At 48.9% G+C, this 2,252-nt stretch carries 2 tRNA genes and 2 rRNA genes; all 4 read left to right on the top strand.

Features of this window, described 5'->3' with window-relative positions:
- Window positions 1-1,067, top strand: a 16S ribosomal RNA gene (locus tag KFE26_RS23520); the annotation flags it as partial.
- A 99-nt stretch (window positions 1,068-1,166) separates the two neighbouring features.
- A tRNA-Ile gene (locus KFE26_RS23515) sits at window positions 1,167-1,243 on the top strand.
- 138 nt (window positions 1,244-1,381) lie between these two features.
- Window positions 1,382-1,457, top strand: a tRNA-Ala gene (locus KFE26_RS23510).
- Between the two features lie 362 nt (window positions 1,458-1,819).
- Window positions 1,820-2,252 (top strand): 23S ribosomal RNA (locus tag KFE26_RS23505); the annotation flags it as partial.

Raw genomic sequence — 2,252 nt, 5'->3', positions numbered from 1 at the left:
CTGTGACGTTACCTACAGAAGAAGGACCGGCTAACTCCGTGCCAGCAGCCGCGGTAATACGGAGGGTCCGAGCGTTAATCGGAATTACTGGGCGTAAAGCGTGCGCAGGCGGTTTGTTAAGCGAGATGTGAAAGCCCTGGGCTCAACCTAGGAATAGCATTTCGAACTGGCGAACTAGAGTCTTGTAGAGGGGGGTAGAATTCCAGGTGTAGCGGTGAAATGCGTAGAGATCTGGAGGAATACCGGTGGCGAAGGCGGCCCCCTGGACAAAGACTGACGCTCATGCACGAAAGCGTGGGGAGCAAACAGGATTAGATACCCTGGTAGTCCACGCCGTAAACGATGTCTACTCGGAGTTTGGTGTCTTGAACACTGGGCTCTCAAGCTAACGCATTAAGTAGACCGCCTGGGGAGTACGGCCGCAAGGTTAAAACTCAAATGAATTGACGGGGGCCCGCACAAGCGGTGGAGCATGTGGTTTAATTCGATGCAACGCGAAGAACCTTACCTACTCTTGACATCCACGGAATTCGCTAGAGATAGCTTAGTGCCTTCGGGAACCGTGAGACAGGTGCTGCATGGCTGTCGTCAGCTCGTGTTGTGAAATGTTGGGTTAAGTCCCGCAACGAGCGCAACCCCTATCCTTATTTGCCAGCACGTAATGGTGGGAACTCTAGGGAGACTGCCGGTGATAAACCGGAGGAAGGTGGGGACGACGTCAAGTCATCATGGCCCTTACGAGTAGGGCTACACACGTGCTACAATGGCGAGTACAGAGGGTTGCAAAGCCGCGAGGTGGAGCTAATCTCACAAAGCTCGTCGTAGTCCGGATTGGAGTCTGCAACTCGACTCCATGAAGTCGGAATCGCTAGTAATCGTGGATCAGAATGCCACGGTGAATACGTTCCCGGGCCTTGTACACACCGCCCGTCACACCATGGGAGTGGGCTGCAAAAGAAGTGGGTAGCTTAACCTTCGGGGGGGCGCTCACCACTTTGTGGTTCATGACTGGGGTGAAGTCGTAACAAGGTAGCCCTAGGGGAACCTGGGGCTGGATCACCTCCTTACCTATACGACTAACTTAATGTTTGTTGAGTGTTCACACAGATTTGCTTGATAGAAGAAAGAGTAAAAGATGGACCTAGTTAAATAGGTTTATCAAAGATGGGTCTGTAGCTCAGCTGGTTAGAGCGCACCCCTGATAAGGGTGAGGTCGGTGGTTCAAGTCCACTCTGACCCACCAAATCTTCGTTATCCTTTGTTAAATTAACACTCGTTTAGTGAACTAAACGTCGCGTTAATTTGCCGCGGATAACTCGATTTGGCAAACCAATCCTTTTAGAGGTTTGGAACATCTTACTTACTCGCACTGCATGTAAATGGGGCTATAGCTCAGCTGGGAGAGCGCCTGCCTTGCACGCAGGAGGTCTGCGGTTCGATCCCGCATAGCTCCACCATTTACACCTTATTCTGACTTTATTGCAAAGTAATAAGGCATATGCACTATGGATAGAGATGCCAAAGATAAACTTAAAAATTATCTTTGGCTTTTTTAAGCCCGCTCTTTAACAATTTGGAAAGCTGATAGTATTTAATTGCATGAGTCTGTCATGTGATTAATTACAAAACGTTTAATGCGCAAGCATTGAACATGAGTTCTCAAACACTTTATTAAGTGTCTTGAATATTCAATAGTAAATTATTCTTTGCTGAATAGTTTACGTCTAAGGCGCGTCCACTTCTTTGGTCAGAAGTGAGACAAGTAAAACCAAGCTGGTCGCAATGCGACGCAGGTGAGTGAAACTCATTTGGGTTGTATGGTTAAGCGACTAAGCGTATACGGTGGATGCCTTGGCAGTCAGAGGCGATGAAGGACGTAGTAACTTGCGAAAAGCGTTGGCGAGCTAGTAACAAGCATTTGAGCTAACGATGTCCGAATGGGGGAACCCAGCAGCATAAGCTGTTATCGCAACATGAATACATAGTGTTGCGAGGCGAACGAGGGGAACTGAAACATCTAAGTACCCTTAGGAAAAGAAATCAACCGAGATTCCCCTAGTAGCGGCGAGCGAACGGGGATTAGCCCTTAAGTCAGTGGGGTGTTAGTGGAATGCGTTGGAAAGCGCAGCGGCACAGGGTGATAGCCCCGTACATGAAAACTAACCATTGATGAAAACGAGTAAGGCGGGACACGTGACATCCTGTTTGAATATGGGGGGACCATCCTCCAAGGCTAAATACTCCTGACTGAC

The sequence above is a fragment of the Shewanella sp. M16 genome (assembly GCF_018224605.1).
GTDB lineage: Bacteria > Pseudomonadota > Gammaproteobacteria > Enterobacterales > Shewanellaceae > Shewanella > Shewanella oncorhynchi.
The sequence above is the reverse complement of the archived record's forward strand: the minus strand, read 5'-3'. Positions and strand labels throughout refer to the sequence as shown.